Source organism: Saccharopolyspora griseoalba (assembly GCF_042665275.1).
In the GTDB taxonomy this organism is placed as follows: domain Bacteria; phylum Actinomycetota; class Actinomycetes; order Mycobacteriales; family Pseudonocardiaceae; genus Saccharopolyspora; species Saccharopolyspora griseoalba.
Genome location: NZ_JBHTCJ010000006.1, coordinates 91,515 through 109,436 on the forward strand (window position 1 = coordinate 91,515; position 17,922 = coordinate 109,436).

Here is a 17,922-nt window from a genome sequence, read left to right on the forward strand (position 1 = left end):
GGATCGGAGCGGGACTCGCCGATTCCGCAGAACGCGCTCACCGCTTTTCCGGCGAAACCCGGAACTGCGACAAATTGCGATTTCGGGATTTTCTGGTCGAAGCGGGCGGGCCGGCGGAGGGGGAAACCGGCCGGCCCGCCGTGCGGAGCATTCGCCTCGAGCGATTCTCAGCGCCAGGAGCCGCGGAAAGCGGAAATTGCTCTGCCACTTTCGGCGTAGCTCCCGGACGGGGGCAGATCAGCGGCGGAGCGCCTTGATGATGAGATTCCCGCCGACGGCCCAGACGAGGGCGGCGAGGGCGTAGTTGAGGACGACGCCGAGGAGTTCGTCGTCCGGGGTGAACACGTCGCCGAGCCCGAGCACGAACGTCTGCGCCAGGGTGTAGACGAACGACACGAATCCGTTTCCCTGGTTGGCGTCGAAGACCACGAACAGCACGTGCAGCGCGAAAACGGCGATGACCACGCCGACGACGACGCGGATGATGCTGGCGATGGTCTCGGCGCTCTCCTCGCGACGCCTGCCGCGCGGCGGCTCGTCGTAGTATCCGCCCTGGTGAGGAGGCTGCCCGGGCTGCTGCGGGTACGGTCCCGGCTGCTGCTGGTAGGGGCCGGGCTGCTGAGGCGGGTAGGGGTAGCCCTGCTGGGGAGGGGGGCCTTGGCGCGGGTCGTAATTCATGGTTGCGGATTGTGTCCAGCGCTACCGGGCGGAAACAACCCGCCACCCGAAAAGGTGATGCGAGATGCGCATCACCCGAGCTCGCGAGAAATGTGAACGAGCGTCACCTCATCGCCATGCGCAGGAAGTTTATTGGTTTATCTGATGCAACTAAATTGCGGCGAGCATGGCTGTTTACCCACAAGTGATGACTCTGTGTTCACAATGTTTGTCACTCTTGTGCCCCACACCCTACTTTCGTGGGTACCGCTCTGGGATGGTTGAGCGCCGTGCCGTCGGGGGGCGCACCCGTGTCCGGTGAGAGTTTCGGAAGGCGATATGACCTACGCACAGCGACATCCCTACGGGCCGCCGCGGAATTACCGACCACGTCGGCGTCCGGGACGCACCGTTCTGTCGGTTTTGCTCGTTCTGCTGCTCGCTCTGGTGGGCTTCCTGGTCTACGTGGACTTCTCGCTCAAGCGCGAGGACGCCATCCCGGCCGGCGGCGACCGCCCGGCGGACGGGCCGGGCACCAACTGGCTGCTGGTGGGCTCGGACTCCCGCGAGGGCCTGGACGCCGAGCGGCAGGCCGAGCTCGGCACCGGTGACACGGCGGGCCGCCGCACCGACACGATGATGCTGGTGCACATCCCGGCAGGCGGCGGGAAGCCGACGATGGTGAGCCTGCCCCGCGACTCGTACGTGTCGATCCCGGGCCAGGGCGAGGACAAGCTCAACTCCGCGTTCGCCTACGGCGGCTCGCAGCTGCTGGTGCAGACCGTGGAGGCCAACACCGGGCTGCGCATCGACCACTACGCCGAGGTCGGCCTCGGCGGGTTCGCGGACATGACCGACGCCGTCGGCGGTGTCGACCTGTGCGTCAAGGAACCGATGCAGGACCCCAAGGCGAACCTGGACCTCCAGCCGGGCTGCCAGACGCTCGCCGGGCCGCAGGCCCTGGGCTACGTGCGCACCCGCGCCACGGCCCGCGGCGACCTCGACCGCGTCGAGCGCCAGCGGGAGTTCCTGGCCGCGCTCTCGGAGAAGGCCTCCAGCCCCGAGGTCTTCCTCAACCCGCTGCGGCTGTTCCCGCTGATCCTCAACACCTCCAGCACGTTCCTGGTCGACCGCGACGACCACGTGTGGCACCTCGCCCACCTGGCGTTCGCCATGAAGGGCATCGCGTCCGGCAACGGCGTCACCACCACGGTCCCGTTCGGCGGCTTCGGCGAGTCCGATTCCGGCGCCTCGGTGGTCGAGTGGGACGAGGAGAACGCCGAGGTGCTCTTCGGCGCGCTGGCCGAGGACCGGCCCGTCCCGCCGGAGGTCATCACCACGGCCGAATCCGCGGGCGGCTGACCGCGGAACCGGATCAACCGGATGAGCCGGTGACGCAGCGCCCTCCCGAACCAACTTCACGAATCGGATCGGGGCGCATACGATCGGCCGGGCCGACGCCCGCAGCGGATGGCGGTCACACCCATCTCTGGCAGCGGGCGTCGGCACCCCGGCTCGACGGGAGCGCCGCACCCAGGCAGCACCGGCTCGACGACCGGAATCGACCCGGCCGCGCGCCTCCCAGCAGCAAGAGACCCCCTCCGGAGAGGGGGTCTCTGCTGTCTCGACCAGACGCGCGCCCGTAGGGATTCGAACCCCAAACCTTCTGATCCGTAGTCAGATGCTCTATCCGTTGAGCTACGGGCGCTTGTTCAATTGTCGGCTCCCACCTCGCGGAGGGAACCGCTGCGGAGGCTCCGGGATTTGAACCCGGGAGGGGGCGTAACCCCCAACCGCATTAGCAGTGCGGCGCCATAGACCAGACTAGGCGAAGCCTCCCGGCGTCCTTCGCGGCCACCGGAGAGAACTTTACACACCCTCTCCGAGGCCTGAAACAGGGGGGTCCCCCTTGGTCGCCGGGAGACCTCGATCATGCCTGCCGGTCGCCGCTGAGCTGCACGAACGGTTCGAGGGCCGCCGGGTTCTGCAGGGCGTCCCGGCTGACCGCCCGCTCCGGCGGGGTGCCCGCGAGGATCTTCTTCACCGGAACCTCCAGCTTCTTGCCGTTCAGCGTCCGCGGCACCTCGTCGACCACGATGAACCGGTTCGGCACGTGCCGCGGGGACAGCTCGCTGCGCAGCGCGGCCCTGAGCTCGCCCTCGACATCGGCGAGCTCGGCACCCTCGGCCAGGACCAGGAAGCAGAGGAGCTCGCCGTCGGTTTCGCCCGCGCCCGAGGTGTCGATCACCAGCGAGTCGGCGATCTGCTCGAAGCGCTCCACCACCCGGTAGAACTCGGCCGTGCCCATGCGGACGCCGCCGCGGTTGAGCGTCGAGTCGCTGCGCCCGTAGATCACCAGCGAGCCGCGGTCGGTGATCCGCACCCAGTCGCCGTGCCGCCAGATCCCCGGGAAGGTGTCGAAGTAGGCGTCGCGCAGCCGCTGCCCGTCCGGGTCGTTCCAGAAGTGCACCGGCATCGTCGGCATCGGCTTGGTCAGCACCAGCTCGCCGACCTCCTCCTGCAGCGGCTCACCGCGCTCGTCGAAGGAGGCGACCGCCGCCCCCAGCAGCGGGCAGGAGATCTCGCCCAGCCACACCGGCACGTCCGGGGAGGCGCCGACGAACGCCGTGCACAGGTCCGTTCCGCCGGAGACGCTGGCGATCTGCACGTCCTCCCCCACCGCGTCGGCCACCCAGCGGAAGCCGTCGGTGGTCAGCGGGGCCCCGGTCGACCCCACGGCGCGCAGGGCGGAGAGGTCGACGTCGTCCTTCGGGCGCAGCTCCCGCTTGAGGCAGCTCTGGATGAACGGCGCGGAGGTCCCGAAGAAGCTCACCCGGTAGCGGGCGGCAAGCTCCCACAGCGCCGACAGCGACGGGTGCCCGGGACTGCCGTCGAAGAGCACCAGCGTCGTCCCGGTCAGCAGACCGCCGACCAGGAAGTTCCACATCATCCAGCCGGTCGTGGTGAACCAGAAGAACCGCTCGCCGGGACCCAGGTCGCAGTGCAGCCCGATGACCTTGAGGTGTTCCAGGACCATGCCTCCGTGCCCGTGCACGATGCCCTTGGGCAGGCCCGTGGTGCCCGAGGAGTACAAGATCCACAGCGGGTGCTCGAACGGCACCGGGGTGAACTCCAGCGCCGCGCCGCGGTTGCGCGCCAGCAGCTCCCGCCAGTCCAGCGCGCCCTCCAGCGGCCCTTCGCCCAGGTAGTCGACGAGGACCGCGGTGGTGCCCGGCATCTCGGCCCGCAGCTCGTCCACCGTGGACCGGACGTCGAAGCGGCGGCCGCCGTAGCAGTAGCCGTCGACGGCGATCAGCACCTTCGGCTCGATCTGCACGAAGCGGTCGGCGACCGCGCGAGCGCCGAAGTCCGGCGAGCAGGACGACCAGGTCGCGCCGAGGCTCGCCGCGGCCAGGAACGCCACCAGCGCGTCCGGGCAGTTCGGCACCAGGGCGGCGACCCGATCGCCGGCCCCCACGCCCAGCTCGGCCAGCGCGGCGCGCGCCGCCGCCACCCGGTCGCGCAGCTCGCCGAAGGTGATCTCCTCGCTACGCCCGTCCTCCCGGGCGAACACCACCGCGAGATCGTCGTCGGCGCGCCCCTCGCCCTCGCGCAGGGCGTGCTCGGCGTAGTTCAGCGTCGCTCCGGGGAACCAGCGCGCGCCCGGCATCTCCTCGCCGGTGAGCACCTGCTCGGGCTGGTCGTGGAAGCGCACGTCGAAGAAGTCCGCGATCGCCTGCCAGAAGGCGGGCAGGTCGTCGACCGACCACTGCCACAGGGATCGGTAGTCGGGCAGGTCGAGATCGCGCTCGCTGCGCAGCCAGTCGCGGAAGGCCGCCATCCGGCTGGCGGCCACGCGCTCGGGGCTCGGACGCCACAGCAACTCGGGTTCCATGTGAACTTCCTAACCCACGTCGCCGCGGTTGGGCCAGAGATCGGAACCCGGCGGTCAGCGCAGGTGGAGATCGAACCAGTTCCTGGCGCGCTGCCAGGCCTCGCGGGCGGCGTCGACGTCCAGGTCGAAGCGGTGACCGGCGTCGGGGAAGCGGACCACGTCGGTGGCCACCTCGGCGGCGTCGGTGACCTCGCGGAGCTTGTCGACCTCGCCGGCCTCGACGTCGTGGCCGTAGAGCCCCAGCCAGGGGCAGGCGAGCTCGCCCGCGACGTCCACCAGCGGCGGCAGCTCCGCCGACAGCGGGTCCAGGATGCCGCTGCCGCCGACGCTGACCGCGGCGCCGAGCGCTCGGCTGGCGGCGACCACCAGGGCCGCCGAACCGCCGACGTCGAAGCCGATCACGCCCTGCCGGTCGGCGGGCACGCCCCGGTCGGACAGCCACAGGAAGGTCGCGTCGGAATCGGCCAGCAGCGATTCCCCGGACAGCCTGCCCAGCAGCTCGCCCTCGTGCCTGCTCGCGGCGATCTCGTCGGTGCCGTCGCGGTGGTAGAGGTGCGGCACGGCGGTCAGCCAGCCCTCCTCGGCCAGCGCGGTCGCGATGGCGCGCACCCGCGCCGTCACGCCCCGCGCCTCGTGCAGGAACACCAGGCCGCCCCGGACCACGTTGTCGGGTTCGGCCACGGTCAGCCGCAGGCCGGTGCCGTCGGTGAGCGCGATCGTCTCGGTGCGGGTTCGGGTCATGCGCAGCAGCGAACCATGGGCAGGTGAACCGGGGACAACCACTTCCTCCGAACGGGGCAACGATCCGTCGCACGATCACCGAACCGGACCAATCTCCCATCCCCCACCCGCCACCGAACCCGCGAACTCCGGCCCCGCCGAACCACCTCGAAGTCCGGCGGGAGGGGTTCCGGGCAGCTCGTTCGCGGGCGAGCTCGGCAGGTGCGGGGTGAGCGGGCGCGGGTTGGGGTTAACGTCCTGGGTGACGTTCGAGGGAGTAGGAGTCGTCGATGAGCGTGCGTACCCGTGCCGACCTGGAGCAGCTGCCGCCCTACGTGGCCGGTCGGACCGTGCCGGGTTCGATCAAGCTGGCCAGCAACGAGGTCTCCGAGGGACCGCTGCCCACCGCGGTGGCGGCGATCAACGAAGCCGCGGGGCAGGTGCACCGCTACCCGGACATGGGCGTCTCGGCGCTGACCGACGCCCTCGCCGAGCACTACGGCGTCGCGCCGGAGCGGATCGCCGTCGGCTGCGGCTCGGTCGCGCTGTGCGAGCAGCTGGTGCAGGCCACCTGCTCCGCCTCCGACGAGGTCGTCTTCCCGTGGCGCTCGTTCGAGGCCTACCCGATCATCACCCAGGTCGTCGGCGCGCAGCAGGTCCGCGTGCCGCTGACCGAGGCGCACGCGCTCGACCTGGAGGCGATGCTCGCGGCGATCACCCCGGCGACCCGCCTGATGTTCGTGTGCACGCCGAACAACCCGACCGGGACGCTGCTGCGCGCCGCGGAGCTGAACGCCTTCCTGGACCGGGTTCCGCCCGAGGTGCTCGTGGTGCTCGACGAGGCCTACTTCGAGTTCGTGGACGACCCCGATGCCCCGGACGGCGTGGAGATCGCCAAGGCCCGGGAGAACGTGGTCTCGATGCGCACCTTCTCCAAGGCCTACGGCCTGGCCGGGCTGCGCGTCGGCTACGCGATCGCGCCGCCGAAGGTCGCCGAGGCGCTGCGCAAGGTCTCGATCCCGTTCAGCGTCAACGCGCTCGCCCAGACCGCCGCGATCGCCTCCCTGCACTCGCCCGAGGAGCTGCGCCGCCGCTGCGCCGACGTCATCTCCGAGCGCGCTCGGGTGCGCGCGAAGCTGGTCGAGCTGGGCTACCGGGTGCCGGAGACGCAGTCCAACTTCGTCTGGCTGCCGCTGGGTTCGCGCACTCCGGCGTTCAACGAGCATTGCCTGGAGAACAAGGTCGTGGTCCGCGCCTTCGGCGAGGAAGGCGCCCGGGTGACCATCGGCACCGCCGAGGAGAACGACCGGTTCCTGGCCGCTGCGGAGTCCTTCCGCGGGTGACCGGCGGGCGAACCGCCCGGACGCAAGAAGCGACGGTGGTGGTCGGCGAAGAGAGGGGGAGTACTTCGCCGACCGCCACCGTCGCGAGGCGGTCGTTTGAGCCGAAACGACCTTCCTACTGAGCGCGTAGTGATCTACGCAGCCCCGGAATGTAGTGCCGTTCCCGGCGACCCGCCACCGATGCCGAGGTGTTCCACTCGTTCAGGTGGCCGGGCCGCCGGGCGGCGCGGAAATCAACCGGTGACCGCGTGGTGCCCTTCCACGGCGACCGGGCTCGGGGCCTCGGGCAGATCCTCCGGGCTGGTGTCCGTCGGGGGCTCTTCGGCGGGCGGCTCTTCGGCGGGCGGCTCCTCGGCCGGGGGCTCCTCGGTCGGCGGCTCCTCCGTGGGCGGCTCCTCGGTCGGAGGCTCCTCGGCCGGGGGCTGCTGCGGGTGGTCCACGATCGGCGCGTTGGTGCACACCGCGTTCTGCGGCGAGGCGATCGGGACGACCGCGCCGAGCACCGCGATGTTGTTGCCGCACAGCTGGATCGGCAGCACGCTGGCGTTGTTGTCGTTGCCGATGTTGACGCCGTCGTTGTCGGTGCTGTCGGCGAACGCGGTTCCGCCCGTAAGGACTCCGGCCCCGACGATGAATGCACCGAGGGTGCAAGCAGTCTTGCGCATAGATCGCATCCTTTTCCTAGTTCTTCCGGGACAAACCCGCGGCGGGGTCACCGCAGGCGCACCAACGTGCCGAGGGGCAACGAGGTCAACAACCGCAGGGCGTCGGCGGGAACCCGCACGCAGCCGTCGCTGGCGGCCTTGCCGAAAACCGAGGGATCCGGCCAGGTGTGCAGCGCGACCGTTCCAGGACCGCCGCCGTAGGTGCTGTAGGTGTTGGAATGGATGCCCATCGGCAGGATGATCGGGCTGAACCGGGTCACCGTCTCCTCGATGGCGGCCATGATGTAGGTCCTGCCGCGCGGCGTCGGCGAAGCCTCCGCACCGACGCCGGCCGCCCACTGGCCGATCACCTTCCCGTCCTTGCGCACCTCGAGGTGCCGAGCATCGACGTCGACGTCCACGACGTAGGGGGTGCGGGCGCGTTCGACCTTCCCGTCGGTGCGCACCCATCCGGTGGCACCGTTCGGGCGGGACGGCAACAGCACCTGCGCCCACTTGCCGCGTTCGGCGATGATCGGCACCCAGGTCGGGTTTTCCAGCTGCTTGGCGGGCAACTTGCCGAAGATCGGGCCTCCGGGCTTCTGGTGCACCGCCAAGTCCTCGAGCACGTGCAGCACCACGCCGTCGGTGCCCGCGTCGGGCGCGGGGTCCTTCGGCGCTGTGGGGAAGTCGCCGAACGTGGTGATGTCCGGCTGCATCCCGAGATCGGCCTTGGCCATGACCTGCGGTGGCCGGGCGACCGGTTCGGCCGCCGCACCGCAACCGGAGAGGACCAGGCAGGCCAGCACGACGGCCGAGAGCGACCGCGTGGTTCTTCTGGTCGCTGCGCTACCCTTCCGGCGATTGCTCATGATCGGCTCCCCTGTCGTACGACTCGCAGGGGTTCCGATTCGCACCACCACGGAAGGCCCCCGCGACGACGCTGACCTGCAGAAGATCACGCGCCGACCGGAAAGCTATCCCGACCCCAGATCACCGACCACTTAGACCGGAAACTGCGAATCGACATCGGAACCGGGTCTGATCAGGAAAAACGTGATCCACTGGGGTGCGCGGCCCGGACCGTTAACCAAGATCGCCACACGATCGTGTGGCTCTAATTCCCTCGTACGAGCTAAAAAATCCAAGCCATTCGACGAGTTCCCTTCGACTAACGGGACATTCGGAACCAATGATCCGGGTCCGCCAGCCGGTCAGGTGACCCACGACCCGATGTCAGTCCAGCGCGCGGCGCAGGAAGAACCGGACGCCCAGCAGCCCGAACACGCCGGTGGCGGCGAGCAGGGCCAGCAGGCACACCCAGGCGGGCATGTGCGGGATGCCCGGCAGCAGCGCACCCCGCATCCCCTCGCTCACGTAGGTCAGCGGGTTCGCCGCGCAGATCACCTGGAACCAGCGCAGGTGATCCAGCTCCGCCCACGGGAACTGGGTCGCGCCGGTGAACATCAGCGGCGCCAGGATCACCGAGAACATGATGTTGATCCGGCGCGGCGGGACGGCCGCGCCGACGGTCATCCCCACCGCGGCGCCCGCGAACGCGCCCAGCACCATGCACAGCAGCGCGAACGGCAGCCCGGGGAGGTGCCACTCGATGCGCCCGAGCATCCACACGCCCATCGGCACCATCAGCACCGCGGCGAAGATCCCGCGCAGCGCGCCGAAGAGCATCTTCTCCACCGCCACCCAGGCCACCGGCATCGGCGCGAGCAACCGGTCCTCGATCTCGCGGGAGTAGGAGAAGTCCAGGACCAGGGGGAACGACGTGTTCTGCAGCGAGACCAGGAACGCGTTGAGCGCGATCATGCCGGGCAGCAGGATCTGCGCGTAGCCCGGCTGGGCGTAGCCGAGCTCGCCGAGCACCTTGCCGAAGATGAACAGCAGCGCCACCGGTTGCACGAGCACCTGCGCCAGGAAGCTGGGCAGCTCGCGACCGGTGACGAACACGTCGCGGCGCAGCACCGAGAAGAACACCAGCACCGGGCTCAACGCAGTTCCCTACCGGTCAGCTCGATGAAGACGTCCTCCAGCGTCGCCTGGCCCAGCGCCAGGCCGCTGACCGGGACCCGCTGCTCGTGCAGGGTCTGCGCGACCGGGCCGAGCAGCGCGGCCGGTTCCCCGCCGACGTAGAGCCGCAACCGCAGCTCTGGCTCCGCTCCGGCCGGCTCGCGCTCCCCGATCTGCTCGACCCGCTCCACGCCGTCGACCGAGGCCAGCAGCGGGACGAGATCGGCGGGCGCGAAGCCGTTCGGCCGCAATGTGGCGTCCAGGGTGCCGCTGCCCGGCAGCGCCTTGATCAGCGCCTCCGGGGTGTCCAGGGTCAGCAGCTTGCCGTGGTCGACCACCCCGACCCGGTCGGCGAGCTTCTCCGCCTCGTCCATGTCGTGCGTGGTCAGCACCACCGTGACGCCCTGCGCGCGCAGGTCGTCGATCCGGTCGTGGACGAACAGCCGCGCCTGCGGGTCCAGGCCGGTGGAGGGCTCGTCCAGGAAGAGCACCTCGGGGCGGTGGATCAGCGCGCGGGCGATCATCAGCCGCTGGGCCTGGCCGCCCGAGAGATCGTCGACGAGCGCCTTGCGCTTGTCCGACAGCCCCATCCGATCCAGCAGCTCGTCGGCGAGCCGGTTGCGCTCGGCGCGCGGAACGCCGTGGTAGGCCGCGTGCCACAGCAGGTTCTGCCGGGCGTTGAGCGAGCGGTCCAGGTTCACCCGCTGCGGCACCACGGCGACCTTGCGCCGCGTCGCGACGGGATCGGCGGCCACGTCCACCCCGCCCACGAGCGCCCGGCCTCCGGTGGGCAGCACCCGCGTGGTGAGGATCCCGACGGTGGTGGTCTTGCCCGCACCGTTGGGCCCGAGCAGGCCGAACACCTCGCCGGCGGCGACGTCGAAGCTGATCCCGTCGACCGCCTTGCTCCCGCTCTTGGGGTAGCGCTTGACCAGGTCGGTCACTTCCACCGCGACGGTCACATCAGCCTTCTCTCGGTCGGCGCGGCGGCCCCCAGGCCCGCAGCGGGCCCGATGGTAGCGAGCGTCACCGATATCCGGACAGCGCTTTTCCGCACAACCAGTCCCCAGGTCAGCCCGCTGCTCGGTAACCTGACCGGGTGAACAAGGCGACGGATCAGGCCCAGTGGCTGGATGAGAAGGAGATGTCGGCGTGGCGCGCCTACATCGTCGGCAGCGCGCTGCTGGAGCACCGGCTCAACCGCGAGCTGCAGTTCAGCTACGGCTTGTCCATCGCCGACTACGAGATCATGGTCCGGCTCTCCGAGGCCGAGGGCCAGCAGCTGCGGATGAGCGAGCTGGCCAGCGAGATCGCGCACTCCAAGAGCCGCATCTCGCACCAGATCCGCAGGTTGGAGAAGGAAGGCCTGGTCTACCGGCGGGAGTGCCCCGAGGACGGCCGCGGCGTCCTCGCCGTGCTCACCGACCAGGGCATGGCCAAGCTCCGCGACGCCGCCCCCACCCACGTCGCGGGCGTGCGCGAGCACATGATCGACCTGCTCGAACCCGATGAGCAGGAGGCGATGGCCAGGATCTTCACCCGCCTCACCAGCCGCCTCCGCAGCCTGGACTGACCCCCGCCCGGCCGCAGACCGATCTCGCCGGATTAGCTAGGCTGCGCTCCGGGGAAGCGTGGCAGAGCGGCCGAATGCACTCGCCTTGAAAGCGAGCGAGCCGAAAGGCTCCGGGGGTTCGAATCCCCCCGCTTCCGCTCCTGCGACCAGCAGAAACAGGGCCCGGCAGGGAATCTTCCCGCCGGGCCTCCTTGTTCACGAACGCGGTTCGGATCTTCCCCCTCGCATCTCCGCTGGCCCGCCGGGGCGATTGGCCGTCTAGTCGGTTTGACGGCTGCGCGTCTAGTTCGGTAGACATCCTCGTGCTCGACGAGCGGCTGCGAACGCGGGCCCTGCTCGCGCTCCTCCGGCGCCGGGCGCGCGAGCACGATCTCGGCGTCGCGGAGCTGCCGGGACGCGGGAAGGGGTCGCATCGCATCTACGCGCTGGTCGACGCGGACGGCGAGGAAGCGAGCCGGATCACGCTGCCCGATCACCGGAGGGAACTGACGTGGACGGTGCTGCGCTGCGTGGAAGCGCAGCTGGCCCCGCAGCTCGGCGATCGGTGGATGGAGGAGAGATGAACGACGAGCGCCCCGTCTACACCGCGGCCATCTCGCGCGAGGGCAACATGTGGGTGGCGGTCGTCGACGGGCTCCCGGGTGGCGCGACGGACACCCCGAACTTCGCGGACCTCGAGGTGTTCGTACCGGACCTGATCGCCTCGCTGACCGACAGCGATCCCGCCGACTTCGCGGTGGAGTGGCGGTACGAGCACGGTGGGCGCGATCTCACCGAGGCCCTGGCGAACTACCTGGAATGGGAGAAGTGGAGCAGGTTCGCCACCGCCAAGCGCGACGAAGCGCGCCGGATCGCCATCGACGACATGCGGGCCGCGGGCTTGAGCCTGCGCGCGATCGCGGACGCGACGAACCTCTCGCACCAGCGGATCGCGCAGATCGCCGAGGCCGAGCGACCGCGCGTGGAGGTCTCCCACCCGCAGATCACCGTCGCGGCGCAGTTCGTCCAGCACGCGTTGAACGAGTGGGAGGCCGGGCGAACCGGATCCGTCGAACGGGGGCAGGCGAGCCCGCGAGGAGGCTCCGCGGCGCAGCTCGTCGCAGCGGAGAGCTACCGGCCGGCGAAGGCGAGCGCGCGCTCCCCGATCACCGCGAGCGCGTTGGCCGCCGTGCTCGACCAGGCGCTCACGACCAGTCCCGACGAGCGGCCCGACTTCCTCGCCGCGGTTTCGCACGTGCTCGACGCGGCCGCCGAAGAACCCGGTTTCGCGTGACCGGCCGCGCGGTCCCCGCGCGCCGTGCGGTCGCGTGATGTGGATCGAGCAGGTGGCGGTCGTGGTCGACGACTACGACCGGGCGATCGAGTTCTTCGTCGGAGCGCTCGGGTTCGAGCTGGTGGAGGACTCCCCCTCGACGACCAACGACGGTCGTCCGAAGCGGTGGGTCGTGGTGCGACCGCCGGGTGCCGCGACCGGGCTGCTGCTCGCGCAGGCAGACGGGGACCGGCAAGCCGCCACCGTGGGCTCGCAGTTCGCCGGGCGGGTCGGCCTGTTCCTCCGCGTCGACGACTTCGACGAGCAGTACGCGCGGATGCGGGCCGCGGGCGTCGAGTTCGCGACCGAGCCCCGCGACGAGCCGTACGGCCGGGTCGCCGTGTTCGTGGACGTGGCCGGGAACCGGTGGGACCTCCTCGGGCCCGGCGGTCGCAGTTCGGCCTAGAACTGCACGCCGACGGGCGTGCAGTTCTAGGCCGAACTGCTAGCTCATGGTTTCCCGGACGACGCCTTCCTCCTCGGTGAGGCCTGCTGTGCCGTACCGGGGTTCGCCCGCCGGCCGGTAGGTGGTGACCAGGGCTCCCGCGGCGGTGGTGTCCGCGCTGACCAGCGTGAAGGCCTTCGTGAAGCCGTCGGGGAAGAGGCGGCGGCCGCTGCCCAGGGTGACCGGGAAGGTGATCAGGCGGAGCTCGTCGACCAGGTCGTGCTCCAGGAGCGTGCCCAGCAGCCGTCCGCTGCCGTGGACCTGCAGCTCGTCGCCCTGGGCGCGCTTGAGCTCGGCCACCCGCCCGGCGACGTCGCCGCTGATCTGCTCGGAGTTGTGCCAGCTCAGGTCCGGGCTGCCGGTCGAGACGACGTACTTGGGGAGCTCGTTGAGCAGCCGGGCCACCTCGTTGTCCGGGTCGGTGACCTGGGGCCAGAACCCCGCGAAGATCTCGAAGGTGCGCCTGCCCAGCAGGAACGCCCCGGCCCGGGCGAACCAGGAGTCGATGAACCGGCCGTCGTCCTCGCCGAAGAGCGGGGCCACCCAGCCGCCGTGCTGGAAACCGCCGGTGGTGTCCTCCTCCGGCCCGCCGGGGGCCTGCATGACGCCGTCGAGGGTCAGGAACGTGGTGGCGGTGAGCTTCATCGGAGCTCCTCTCGTCGCGGGGTCTCACCCGTGCTGACCCGCGGAGGCCGCCGAACTCATCGGTTCCGGCGGACTTCACCCGTTCGACGTTCGCCCGCAAGCGGGCTACGGGCGGGGCGCTTCCCGGGGGCTGCGAGGATGGGGTCGTGGACGAGACGCGAGAGGCGCAGACCCGGCCCCGAGCAGCCGGGGCGGTCTGCGCGCACCTGGGCATCGGGGTCGACGACGAGCAGGCGAAGCTGGCCAGGGATCGGCTGAACAAGTCGCTGGCGAGCTACCGCGTCGCCCTGCTCGGCGAGGAGCGCGCCGAGCCCGAGACCGTCCGGTCCTGAGCTCCGGCGGTTCGGCCGGGAACGCGCGCGGTGCGGTTCCCGGCCGATCCGCGTGCCGGTCGATCAGCTCGCGTTGTGGCCGTGCGGGATCGCCCGGCCCCGGTCGGCGAAGGTGGACGCCTGGGCGCTGCGCAGCTCCGCGCGCTCGGCGCGGGTCATGCCGTTGACGCCCTCGGTGCTCTGCGAGTAGCCGTCGATCACGTCGGCCAGCGCCTTGGCGTTGCGCTCCAGCGCGACCGGGTCGATGTTGCTCAGGTCGTCGCGCTCGGTGTGGTAGTTCGGGTCGTAGGCGACGCCGGCCTGACCGCCCCACTTGGCGGCCTGCTCCTCGGTCTTGATCTGCTCGGCGCCGGTGAACAGCCCGCCCGCCGGGATTCCGACGTTGATGAACTCGCCGTAGTCCGAGCGGCCGGTGAAGTCGCTGCCCTCGATCTCGACGCCCTGCTTGGCCATCGCGTCGACGAAGTCCTGCTCGATCTGCGCCGATCCCTGCGGTCCCGGGCCGGCGCCCACGCCGTCGGAGTCGTCGCCGTCGTAGGCGAAGTAGCCCGCGTTCGGCGAGCCGATCATGTCGAAGTTCAGGTAGAGCGCGATGTCGAGCTGCTGCTCGAAGCTCAGGCCCTGCACGTACTCGGTGGAGCCGATCAGGCCGGATTCCTCGGCGCCCCACCAGGCGAACCGCACCGCGTTGCGCACGTTCGGGGAGCCGCCCATCCGCAGCGCGCTCTCCAGCAGCGCGGCGCTGCCGCTGCCGTTGTCGTTGATGCCCGCGCCCTCGGGAACGCTGTCCAGGTGCGAGCCGGCCATCACCACGTTGTCCGCGCGCCCGGTGCGGGTCTGCGCGACGACGTTGCGGGTGGTCACCGACTCCAGCCGGGACTGGACGTCCAGGTGCACCTCGGCACCGGCCTGCCCGGCCAGCCCCTCGCCGACCTGCTTGGTCACGCCGGCGGTGGGGATCGCCGCGTCGTCCGGGTCTCCGAGCGTGCCGTTGAGCGGGCCGTCGACGTTGTTGTAGATGATCGCGGCCGCGGCGCCGTGATCGGCGGCGATCTGCTGCTTCTGGGCGAAGGTGCAGGCACCGCGGGAGATCAGCACCACCGTTCCGGCGACGTCCGCGCCCTCGAAGTCGGCGGCCTCGCAGCCGGGGGTGTCGTCGACCGGGATGACCGACAGCGGGGCGGTGAGCCCACCCTGCGGCGTGGCCGGGGAGTACTCCAGCGCGTCGCCCTCGGTCGGCTCGCCGCCGACCGCGAGCGAGAAGGAGTCGAGGTAGTAGGCGTCGTAGGTGAATTCGGGCGTGGAGACGTCGAACCCGGCGTTGCGCAGCTTGCCCGCGACGTAGTCGACGCTGGCCTCGTAGCCGGGCAGGCCGGAGGCGCGGTTGCCGTCGTTCTGGTCGGCGATGCGCTGCAGCGCCAGCAGGTGCCGGTGGACCGCGTTGCCGTTGATCGTGTCGCCGAGCGTCGGCGGGGCGGCGTTCGCCGGAACGCTCGCCAGCAGCGCCGAAGCGCAGGTGACCGCGACCGCGGCGGCCGCGCGTCTGTAGGTGCTTCGCGAACTCATCATGCTCCCCGAATCGGTGGATTTGGTTCGTTCGATCAGGCTTGGGACTTCACCCGTTCCAGTCAAGACGAATCGGGCGATCTTTAAAAAGCAGGAATATTTCCCATATTTCCCCCGTTCGCCGCCGCCACCGGTTTCCGGCCCGCGCGCGGCTGGCTACCGTCGCGGGCATGCATGCGATCTCAATCCGCGAGCCCGGCGAGCCCGACGTCCTGGAGTGGGTCGAGCAGCCCGACCCGCGACCGGGCCCGGGTGAAGTCGTCATCGACGTGGCCGCGAGCGCGGTCAACCGCGCCGACCTCAACCAACGTCAAGGGAACTACCCGCCGCCGAAGGGCGCGAGCGAAATCCCCGGATTGGAGTGCTCCGGCACCATCGCCGAGCTCGGCGCCGAGGTGACCGGTTGGCAGGTCGGCGACGAGGTGTGCGCCCTGCTGGCCGGCGGCGGCTACGCCGAGCGGGTCGCGGTACCCGCGGCGCAGGTGCTGCCCAAGCCGGCCGGGGTCGATCTGGTCGAGGCCGCGGGGATTCCCGAGGTCGGCTGCACCGTGTGGTCGAACGTGGTGATGGAGGCCGGGCTCCGCGAGGGGCAGCTGCTGCTGGTGCACGGCGGTGCGGGCGGCATCGGCACCTGCGCGATCCAGGTGGCCAAGGCGCTCGGCGCCAGGGTCGCGGCCACCGCGGGCTCGGAGCGGAGCCGCGAGCTGTGCGCCTCGCTGGGGGCCGACCCGGTGATCAGCTACCGGGACGAGGACTTCGTCGCGGTGGTCAAGGAGCTCGGCGGCGCCGACGTCGTGCTGGACAACATGGGCGCGTCCTACTTGGACCGGAACCTCTCCGCGCTGACGATGGACGGGCACCTGGCGGTGATCGGCCTGCAGGGCGGCCGGAAGGCCGAGCTGGACATGGCCAAGATGCTGATGAAGCGGCTGCGCCTGTCCGCGCTGGGGCTGCGCGGGCGCCCGCTGGACGGGCCGAACGGCAAGGCCGCGATCGTGGCCGACGTGCGGGAGCGGCTGTGGCCGCTGATCGAGTCCGGCCGGGTGCGGTTGCCGGTGCACGCGCGGGTGCCGATGGCCGAGGCCGCGACCGCGCACGCGACCTTGGAGGGCGGCGACGTGCGGGGCAAGATCCTGCTGGTCCGGTAGGGATCGGCGCGGGAGGCCCGGGACGCGCCGCGCTCCCCCGGGCCTCCCGCTGCGGAGTCGCCCGACTCACCGGGGGCGAGCGGGACCTGCCCGGGGTGGTGGCGCTGGGCATACTGGGGGCATGGAGCGCGAGCAGGAGGAGCGACCCCAGGTGTTCGTCGTGGGCGAGGACGGCAACCCGGTCGGAGCCGCGGCGGGCGCCGAAGCGGGCGCCCAGGCCGGCGAGCACGAGCAGGAGGACGTCAACGGCCTGGTCGAGCAGCCGGCGAAGGTGATGCGGATCGGGACCATGATCAAGCAGCTGCTCGAGGAGGTCCGGACCGCGCCGCTGGACGAGGCCAGCCGGAGCAGGCTCAAGGAGATCCACCAGAGCTCCATCAAGGAGCTGGAGCAGGGCCTGGCGCCGGAGCTCATCGAGGAGCTGGAGCGGCTGACGCTGCCGTTCACCCAGGAGTCCACGCCCTCGGACGCGGAGCTGCGGATCGCGCAGGCTCAGCTGGTGGGCTGGCTGGAAGGCCTCTTCCACGGAATGCAGACCGCGATCTTCGCCCAGCAGATGGCCGCACGCGCACAACTGGAGCAAATGCGACGCGGCCTTCCCGCGGGCCCCGCGCACAACGATTCCGACAGTTCGGGCACGAGCGGAAGCGGGCAATACCTGTAACGCTGCGTGTTAGAAGTCCGCAGGCAGGCACTACGCATTAGAGTGAAGCCCAATCCGAGTGTGCCCACGGATAGTCGGTACTCTTTCGCACTGTGCAGGCTACGAGCACGCTAGACAGGGACCCGAACCCCTCCGAACTGTCGTCGCGCACCTGGCGCAAGGCGTACCAGGACTTCCGCGACGGGATCCGGCAGCGGCAGCTTTGGGCCCATCTCGGCTGGCAGGACATCAAGCAGCGCTACCGCCGCTCGGTCATCGGCCCGTTGTGGATCACCATCGGCATGGGCATGACCGCCACGGCCCTGGGGCTGCTGTACTCGCAGCTCTTCGACCAGGACATCAAGGAGTTCCTGCCGTACCTCACGGTCGGCTTCATCGTCTGGAACTTCATCCGGGACTGCTTGACCGAGGGCACCGAGGTCTTCATCTCCAACGAGGGGTTGATGAAGCAGCTGCCCGCGCCGATCAGCGTGCACGTGCTGCGGTTGGTCTGGCGGCAGGCGCTGTTCTTCGCCCACAACATGATCGTCTACTTCGCGGTGCTGGCGATATTCCAGATGCCGATCAGCTGGACGATCATCTACGCGATCCCGGCATTCGGGCTGCTGATGGTCAACGGCGTGTGGGTGGCGCTGCTGTTCGGCATCGTCGCGACCCGGTTCCGGGACATCCCGCCGGTGATCAACAGCCTCACGACGCTGGTGTTCTTCATGACTCCGATCGTGTGGAACGCCGACATCCTCAAGGAGAAGGCGCCGCAGCTGGGGTGGCGGGCCAACCTGGCCGACATCAACCCGCTGTACCACTACATCGAGATCATCCGCGATCCGCTCATCGGGCAGGACCAGCAGCTCTACCACTGGCTAATCGTCCTCGGCTGCACGATCGTGGGGTGGCTGCTCGCGCTGGTGGTCATGCGCAACTACCGCGCTCGCGTCACGTACTGGGTCTGA

The 17,922-nt window shown here is 70.3% G+C and carries 19 protein-coding genes and 3 tRNA genes; 11 read left to right on the top strand and 11 right to left on the bottom strand.

The features are described 5' to 3' along the window. Window positions 1-237 precede the first annotated feature (237 nt). A complete protein-coding gene (locus ACFQRI_RS13365) occupies window positions 238-678 on the bottom strand; it encodes a hypothetical protein (protein WP_380668242.1) in 441 nt (146 codons plus the stop codon). Between the two features lie 402 nt (window positions 679-1,080). On the opposite strand from ACFQRI_RS13365, the gene ACFQRI_RS13370 reads away from it, so the two are divergent. Next, complete coding sequence (locus tag ACFQRI_RS13370) at window positions 1,081-2,019, top strand: LCP family protein (protein WP_380668244.1); 939 nt, start codon at window positions 1,081-1,083, stop codon at window positions 2,017-2,019. 273 nt (window positions 2,020-2,292) lie between these two features. Here ACFQRI_RS13370 and ACFQRI_RS13375 read toward each other — a convergent pair. The 4 genes from ACFQRI_RS13375 to ACFQRI_RS13390 all read right to left on the bottom strand — a co-directional run bounded on the left by ACFQRI_RS13375 (window position 2,293) and on the right by ACFQRI_RS13390 (window position 5,293). Beyond that, window positions 2,293-2,365: transfer RNA gene (locus ACFQRI_RS13375), tRNA-Arg, on the bottom strand. A gap of 41 nt (window positions 2,366-2,406) precedes the next feature. Then, window positions 2,407-2,496, bottom strand: a tRNA-Ser gene (locus tag ACFQRI_RS13380). A 91-nt stretch (window positions 2,497-2,587) separates the two neighbouring features. Then, window positions 2,588-4,552, bottom strand: coding sequence for an acetoacetate--CoA ligase (locus tag ACFQRI_RS13385; protein ID WP_380668246.1), 1,965 nt, complete (start codon window positions 4,550-4,552; stop codon window positions 2,588-2,590). 54 nt (window positions 4,553-4,606) lie between these two features. After that, on the bottom strand, window positions 4,607-5,293 hold the full coding sequence (locus tag ACFQRI_RS13390; protein WP_380668248.1) for a dienelactone hydrolase family protein: 687 nt from the start codon (window positions 5,291-5,293) through the stop codon (window positions 4,607-4,609). 269 nt (window positions 5,294-5,562) lie between these two features. Here ACFQRI_RS13390 and hisC point away from each other — a divergent pair, with 269 nt between their 5' ends. Then, the gene (gene hisC / locus ACFQRI_RS13395) at window positions 5,563-6,615 is read left to right on the top strand and encodes a histidinol-phosphate transaminase (RefSeq protein ID WP_380668250.1); all 1,053 of its coding nucleotides are present in this window, start codon (window positions 5,563-5,565) and stop codon (window positions 6,613-6,615) included. A gap of 233 nt (window positions 6,616-6,848) precedes the next feature. On the opposite strand, the gene ACFQRI_RS13400 is transcribed toward hisC, so the two are convergent. From ACFQRI_RS13400 to ACFQRI_RS13415, 4 genes are all read right to left on the bottom strand, one after another. Then, a complete protein-coding gene (locus tag ACFQRI_RS13400; RefSeq protein ID WP_380668252.1) occupies window positions 6,849-7,280 on the bottom strand; it encodes a hypothetical protein in 432 nt (143 codons plus the stop codon). A gap of 47 nt (window positions 7,281-7,327) precedes the next feature. Then, entirely contained in the window at window positions 7,328-8,131 is an 804-nt protein-coding gene (locus tag ACFQRI_RS13405) for a L,D-transpeptidase family protein (RefSeq protein ID WP_380668254.1), read from the bottom strand. A 364-nt stretch (window positions 8,132-8,495) separates the two neighbouring features. Next, on the bottom strand, window positions 8,496-9,266 hold the full coding sequence (locus ACFQRI_RS13410; RefSeq protein ID WP_380668256.1) for an ABC transporter permease: 771 nt from the start codon (window positions 9,264-9,266) through the stop codon (window positions 8,496-8,498). Further along, window positions 9,263-10,246 carry an ABC transporter ATP-binding protein gene (locus tag ACFQRI_RS13415; RefSeq protein ID WP_380668258.1) on the bottom strand — a complete coding sequence of 328 codons (984 nt, stop codon included), beginning with the start codon at window positions 10,244-10,246 and terminating at the stop codon, window positions 9,263-9,265. The genes ACFQRI_RS13410 and ACFQRI_RS13415 overlap by 4 nt, the downstream gene beginning before the upstream one ends. Before the next feature lie 137 nt (window positions 10,247-10,383). On the opposite strand from ACFQRI_RS13415, the gene ACFQRI_RS13420 reads away from it, so the two are divergent. The 5 genes from ACFQRI_RS13420 (at window position 10,384) to ACFQRI_RS13440 (ending at window position 12,575) form a co-directional block, all read left to right on the top strand. Next, a complete protein-coding gene (locus ACFQRI_RS13420) occupies window positions 10,384-10,857 on the top strand; it encodes a MarR family winged helix-turn-helix transcriptional regulator (RefSeq protein WP_380668260.1) in 474 nt (157 codons plus the stop codon). 52 nt (window positions 10,858-10,909) lie between these two features. Beyond that, a tRNA-Ser gene (locus ACFQRI_RS13425) sits at window positions 10,910-10,994 on the top strand. Between the two features lie 165 nt (window positions 10,995-11,159). Then, window positions 11,160-11,420, top strand: a complete 261-nt coding sequence (locus ACFQRI_RS13430) for a hypothetical protein (protein ID WP_380668262.1) — start codon at window positions 11,160-11,162, stop codon at window positions 11,418-11,420. Next, on the top strand, window positions 11,417-12,130 hold the full coding sequence (locus ACFQRI_RS13435) for a hypothetical protein (RefSeq protein WP_380668264.1): 714 nt from the start codon (window positions 11,417-11,419) through the stop codon (window positions 12,128-12,130). Before ACFQRI_RS13430 ends, ACFQRI_RS13435 begins: the two co-directional genes overlap by 4 nt. A 37-nt stretch (window positions 12,131-12,167) precedes the next feature. Then, a complete protein-coding gene (locus tag ACFQRI_RS13440) occupies window positions 12,168-12,575 on the top strand; it encodes a VOC family protein (RefSeq protein WP_380668266.1) in 408 nt (135 codons plus the stop codon). 39 nt (window positions 12,576-12,614) lie between these two features. Here the strand turns inward: ACFQRI_RS13440 and ACFQRI_RS13445 are convergent, their stop codons facing one another. Continuing rightward, window positions 12,615-13,259: a dihydrofolate reductase family protein gene (locus tag ACFQRI_RS13445; protein ID WP_380668268.1), complete on the bottom strand. Its 645-nt coding sequence runs from the start codon at window positions 13,257-13,259 to the stop codon at window positions 12,615-12,617. Between the two features lie 146 nt (window positions 13,260-13,405). Here ACFQRI_RS13445 and ACFQRI_RS13450 point away from each other — a divergent pair, with 146 nt between their 5' ends. Then, window positions 13,406-13,591, top strand: coding sequence for a hypothetical protein (locus ACFQRI_RS13450; protein ID WP_380668270.1), 186 nt, complete (start codon window positions 13,406-13,408; stop codon window positions 13,589-13,591). Window positions 13,592-13,654: 63 nt separating this feature from the next. Here ACFQRI_RS13450 and ACFQRI_RS13455 read toward each other — a convergent pair whose 3' ends face one another. Next, the gene (locus tag ACFQRI_RS13455; protein ID WP_380668272.1) at window positions 13,655-15,157 is read right to left on the bottom strand and encodes a M28 family metallopeptidase; all 1,503 of its coding nucleotides are present in this window, start codon (window positions 15,155-15,157) and stop codon (window positions 13,655-13,657) included. 170 nt (window positions 15,158-15,327) lie between these two features. Here ACFQRI_RS13455 and ACFQRI_RS13460 point away from each other — a divergent pair, with 170 nt between their 5' ends. From ACFQRI_RS13460 to wzm, 3 genes are all read left to right on the top strand, one after another. After that, window positions 15,328-16,305 (top strand): NAD(P)H-quinone oxidoreductase, encoded by a 978-nt coding sequence (locus tag ACFQRI_RS13460; protein ID WP_380668274.1) that lies wholly within the window; start codon window positions 15,328-15,330, stop codon window positions 16,303-16,305. Between the two features lie 121 nt (window positions 16,306-16,426). Next, window positions 16,427-16,969 carry a bacterial proteasome activator family protein gene (locus tag ACFQRI_RS13465; protein ID WP_380668275.1) on the top strand — a complete coding sequence of 181 codons (543 nt, stop codon included), beginning with the start codon at window positions 16,427-16,429 and terminating at the stop codon, window positions 16,967-16,969. 92 nt (window positions 16,970-17,061) lie between these two features. After that, entirely contained in the window at window positions 17,062-17,922 is an 861-nt protein-coding gene (wzm, locus tag ACFQRI_RS13470; protein ID WP_380668276.1) for a galactan export ABC transporter permease subunit Wzm/RfbD, read from the top strand.